Source organism: Methanohalobium sp., from assembly GCF_046546175.1.
In the GTDB taxonomy this organism is placed as follows: Archaea; Halobacteriota; Methanosarcinia; order Methanosarcinales; family Methanosarcinaceae; genus Methanohalobium.
The window spans coordinates 1-4,408 of record NZ_JBKGYF010000114.1; the positions used below are offsets into that span (position 1 = coordinate 1).

The window sequence follows — 4,408 nt, forward strand, 5'->3', positions numbered from 1 at the left end:
GATTATATTTTATGTCATCAATTCTTATATTTTTTACTTATAAAGTAAACTATATTGAATTGAAAATCTTACAGATTACGCTAGTTTTGTTAAAAAGTAAAAAAAGAAAATGATTTTATTGTTGCAAATCATTTTTGACTTTTTCAATGCACCCAGATACAACTGAACCATCGGGTTCAAGATTTTTATCTTTTTTAACACCATAATCGGTTATTACTATATGGTGACTAACATCAATTTCTGCAAGTTCAAGGGTTTGTTTTGAACAATGAAGTGGGCATCCATCGATGGCTACAACAGAATCACACCCTTCTGCAGATTTCATAAGACCTGAGATTCTGCCACCGATTCCGACAGTACACATCATTTTCCCAATATCTTGCTTTGTAAGCTCAACTGCTATTTCGTTTGATATCTGTCCAACATTGGAACCACCAGAGCAGGGAAAAAATCCCTGCATTTGATGATTCACACAGGCATCTATCTTCTTCCATACATTTTCACCTCGTTTAACCAGATATCCATTTTTTAACATCATCTTCTCCAGGAACTTTGCCAGCTACTTTCACGTCACCATCAACTACAACTGCAGGTGTGAGCATGACACCGTAGCTCATAATTTTGTCCATATCTTCTACCTTCTCAACTTCGGCCTCGATTCCTTTATCTTTGACTACTTTGTCTACTATTTCTTTTGTTTTTTTACATTTAGGACATCCTGTTCCGAGTATTTCTATCTTCATTTTTATCACCTATTTTTAAATCAAATATCCAAATATGAGTCCAGCTATTGCAGCAATTACTGTGATAAACACTATATAGGTTAAACCTTTTTTCAATCCCATTATCCTGCTGATTACTATCATATTGGGTAAACTTAGCGCGGGTCCTGCAAGCAACATAGTCAGTGCAGGTCCTCTACCCATCCCAAGCTGAGTGAGCGAGCTTATAATAGGGACTTCGGTCAGTGTTGAAAAGTACATGAGTGCAGCGGCAGCTCCAGCAGTAAGGTTTGAAGTTATGGAGTTTTCTCCCACATACCTGGCAACATATTCAGCAGGCAACACCTCTACAATGATCCCTGCAAAGAATACACCAACCAGAAGCAGGGGTACGATTTGTTTGACCAGGAACCATACCTCACTCATCCAGCTTTTCAATTCATCCTTTGTGAACCAGTTAAGGGATGAATACACAGTAATGGCTACAAGTGGGGCCACAGCTACCAAACTGTACACCAGTGAATCAAAAAACCCGGGGAGTATTAGGATTGCAAGTAGCAAGATGAACAGCCTAACACTGTTTTTGTGCTCATCGCTTCCAGTAAGGGTGAAACCCTTTTCTCCGGTGTCATTTCTCTCAAATATAGCAGTCATTCCAAGTCCAATTACCACTGAAAATAATATGGCTGTTGCAGCGCGTGCAATTCCAAGGTCGTACCCCAGTATCTGGGCAGTGTATACAATTGCAAGAATGTTTATTGCAGGTGCTGAAAATAAAAAAGCTGTAGCCGGTCCTATCCCCGCACCACGCCGGTAGATTCCAGCAAACAGGGGGAGCACAGTACAGCTACAAACAGCCAGCACAGTTCCTGAAACCGCTGCGATTGGATAGGATACATATTTTGGTACATCTTTACCAAAAAATTGCAGTACTGATTCTTTTGAAAACAGTGCTGCAATTGCACCAGCCAGGAAAAATGCAGGTACAAGACACATTATGACATGTAGTGCCAGATATTCCTGGACCGATGCTAATCCAATCTCAGTTAGACGAATTATATAATCTTGCATATTAATCTGTACCTATTTCAAATATAATTGAAACGATTTATATAAAGATTTTCATTATTCAAAATATGAAGTTGAATATAATTCCCATCAATGTAATTCCTACACCAACAATAGCACCATATGCTATGATAAGTTGCTTTTTCATAGCTTTTTTTAGCATTATAAATTCAGGAAGTGATAATGCAGCTACAGACATCATGAATGCCAGTGAAGTACCGACTGGAAGGCCTTTACCAATCAAACTCTCGATTACAGGTATAACACCCATTATGTTGGTATATATTGGAATTCCTACTATTACAGCACCAGGAACTGCAAGAGAACCAGTTAAATAATTGGTTATAATCTCTCTGGGAACGAATCCGTGTATTAGTGCACCTATGCCTACTCCAATAAGCACATAGGGAGTTATTTGTTTAACAATATCCTTTGCTTCGGTGTAAGCTATATTGCACCTTTCTTTTATGGATGTTTCATCTTCACAATAGCTCTGGGCTCCGAAATCGAACTTTTCTACATATTTCTCAAAACCAAGGTTGTTCAACAAAAATCCACCAAATGACCCTACAATTACTCCTCCCAATACATAAAGTGAAGTAATTTTCCAGCCAAGGGTACCCAGCAGAACTACAATAGCAGCTTCATTCACCATAGGTGATACAAACAGAAATGTAATTATCATACCAAATGGAACACCTGCACTGACAAAACCAAGGAACAGTGGTATTGTTGAGCATGAGCAAAAAGGCGACACAATACCCAGTAGTGCAGCAGCACCATATCCAAAAATACTATGTTTTCCTTTAAGATAATCTCTCAGTTTTTCAGGGGCAAGGTAAGTTCTCAAGAATCCGATGGCAAATATGACCAGCAGTAAAATAGTAATAATTTTCAGACTATCGTATATCCAGAAGTGGAGAGCATCTGCAGCATTGCCTGTCAATCCGGTTGCAGTAACGATATAATCTGCTATCATTTCAAATACCATGATTTATACTCCTCGATTATTGTTAACGTTAAAAATCCATTACAATTAAATTATCTTAGTTATACTTCTTTGGAAATGTAACAGCTGATTGTTAGTTTGTCAGTCTACAATGTATCCCTTCGTTTCATCTGTGGTCACCTGCAGCAGCTGCATCCTCTGTTTAAATGATTCAGTTTGTTTTTGTCTTTTTCTGCAGTCCAACAATCTAAACAGAGTTTTATAGCTCCTAAATCCCTGTGATTAGCTTTGAGCATAGAATTATCTTCTTTCCCGCATATATTACACTTAAAGCTCATTTTGAAACCTTCTGACTAATTCATGGATGTTTAACGGTTGTGATATGTACTTACAATCATCAATGTATTCTCATACCGATAAAGAAAAAAATTGATAGGCTTTCGTATATCTTTTTATTATTGACTTTCGCATGAAGTCGATTGGTTGTCTTTTTCCTGCAATGTTCTTAGAGCGTTTTTTTCTCGTGAGTGAGGTATAGCTTTTTCACCAAGATATTTCACATGTTCGGTAATCTCAGGGAGGTAATTGACAGGAAATCCAAGTGATGCTTCTCCAGGACCTATATCTGTGGCATCTCTGCATCCGTAACATCCGTAACTAAAGTTCATGGAATTATTAATATAGGGAATTATTGTGGAATCCACACATATTGCTTGCAATACAACGGTAGAACTTTCTACCCTTTTGCCGCCAATACTATGCATATACCCCAGCAAAATCCACATCAATTTCTCTACTTTATCCTCTACAAAGACAATATCTGGTATGTCTTCAGCCATGTTAAGGGGGAATAAATCGATGCTTTTGATCTGTCCCATTTCCAACGTTGGCATGTTTTCAAACATAGATTTTCCAACAGAGTCAACATTTGTAATGCCAAATTTAACCAATCCCTTGCCGCTTTTTAGTTTTTCGGGAAGTTGTCGGAATCCAAATGCTCTAGCAGCGGCTGGGCAAGATATTGTGTCAGCATTTACAAGTATGTGCTGGCCGTGGCGCGCTTTCATCGCTGCCTGGCAATATCGATGTCCTTCTGCAGGGATAGCATCATTCACTGGAAAGTCATCTGTTAAAAAACGTACACCTACAGGATACCCATCCAGATTCAGGACGTTTTTTAACGTTTGACCGAAATTTCTGATTTCTTTTATAGTGGGCAATATATCACCTCTTTATTTCAAAGATATTTGAAACAAAATTATATATATTTTCCTGTTTCAAATTGATTTGAAATAGTTTTATGTGGGTGAAATCCCAATATAATTTATCAAAAAGGTGAATTTATGAAGGTTCAATCAATTGAGAAAGTTTTACCATGCGTTGCAGACCCATGGAAATTAAGGGTTATAGCTCATCTGGACGAAGAACCTGACCTTGAATTTTTATCCAGATATATCGATGGAAGGTATTCTGAAAAACTGGGTGTGTTGATGGTAGAGATGGGGTGCAAACAGGCCAATATCTTCAACACAGGCAAGGTTACTGTGAAAATGGTGGATACGGAAGAAGAATGCGAAAATTTCGTAAATTCTCTTCTTGCAATGGCCTGTCACAAAGCTCTCCTTGCTGGGGAACTGTGAATACAAGTAATATTAAGGTGCATTCTGAT

General features: G+C 38.1%; 6 protein-coding genes. 1 reads left to right on the top strand and 5 read right to left on the bottom strand.

From position 1 onward, the window contains the following. Positions 1 to 115 precede the first annotated feature (115 nt). From ACLFMM_RS09305 to ACLFMM_RS09325, 5 genes are all read right to left on the bottom strand, one after another. The gene (locus ACLFMM_RS09305) at positions 116 to 535 is read right to left on the bottom strand and encodes a putative zinc-binding protein (RefSeq protein ID WP_410808457.1); all 420 of its coding nucleotides are present in this window, start codon (positions 533 to 535) and stop codon (positions 116 to 118) included. Next, positions 510 to 743 carry a thioredoxin family protein gene (locus ACLFMM_RS09310; protein WP_410808458.1) on the bottom strand — a complete coding sequence of 78 codons (234 nt, stop codon included), beginning with the start codon at positions 741 to 743 and terminating at the stop codon, positions 510 to 512. The genes ACLFMM_RS09305 and ACLFMM_RS09310 overlap by 26 nt, the downstream gene beginning before the upstream one ends. Before the next feature lie 15 nt (positions 744 to 758). Then, positions 759 to 1,793 (bottom strand): permease, encoded by a 1,035-nt coding sequence (locus tag ACLFMM_RS09315; RefSeq protein ID WP_410808459.1) that lies wholly within the window; start codon positions 1,791 to 1,793, stop codon positions 759 to 761. A gap of 58 nt (positions 1,794 to 1,851) precedes the next feature. Then, entirely contained in the window at positions 1,852 to 2,781 is a 930-nt protein-coding gene (locus tag ACLFMM_RS09320; RefSeq protein WP_410808460.1) for a permease, read from the bottom strand. Positions 2,782 to 3,194: 413 nt separating this feature from the next. Continuing rightward, positions 3,195 to 3,959 (bottom strand): DUF169 domain-containing protein, encoded by a 765-nt coding sequence (locus ACLFMM_RS09325; protein WP_410808461.1) that lies wholly within the window; start codon positions 3,957 to 3,959, stop codon positions 3,195 to 3,197. Between the two features lie 123 nt (positions 3,960 to 4,082). Here ACLFMM_RS09325 and ACLFMM_RS09330 point away from each other — a divergent pair, with 123 nt between their 5' ends. Next, positions 4,083 to 4,379: a hypothetical protein gene (locus ACLFMM_RS09330; RefSeq protein WP_410808462.1), complete on the top strand. Its 297-nt coding sequence runs from the start codon at positions 4,083 to 4,085 to the stop codon at positions 4,377 to 4,379. Positions 4,380 to 4,408 lie beyond the last annotated feature (29 nt).

What these genes read in the sequence shown, in the direction of transcription:
- ACLFMM_RS09305 (WP_410808457.1), bottom strand. Translation starts at nt 535, where the DNA reads ATGTTAAAAAATGGATATCTGGTTAAACGAGGTGAAAATGTATGGAAG.
- ACLFMM_RS09310 (WP_410808458.1), bottom strand. Translation starts at nt 743, where the DNA reads ATGAAGATAGAAATACTCGGAACAGGATGTCCTAAATGTAAAAAAACA.
- ACLFMM_RS09315 (WP_410808459.1), bottom strand. Translation starts at nt 1,793, where the DNA reads ATGCAAGATTATATAATTCGTCTAACTGAGATTGGATTAGCATCGGTC.
- ACLFMM_RS09320 (WP_410808460.1), bottom strand. Translation starts at nt 2,781, where the DNA reads ATGGTATTTGAAATGATAGCAGATTATATCGTTACTGCAACCGGATTG.
- ACLFMM_RS09330 (WP_410808462.1), top strand. Translation starts at nt 4,083, where the DNA reads ATGAAGGTTCAATCAATTGAGAAAGTTTTACCATGCGTTGCAGACCCA.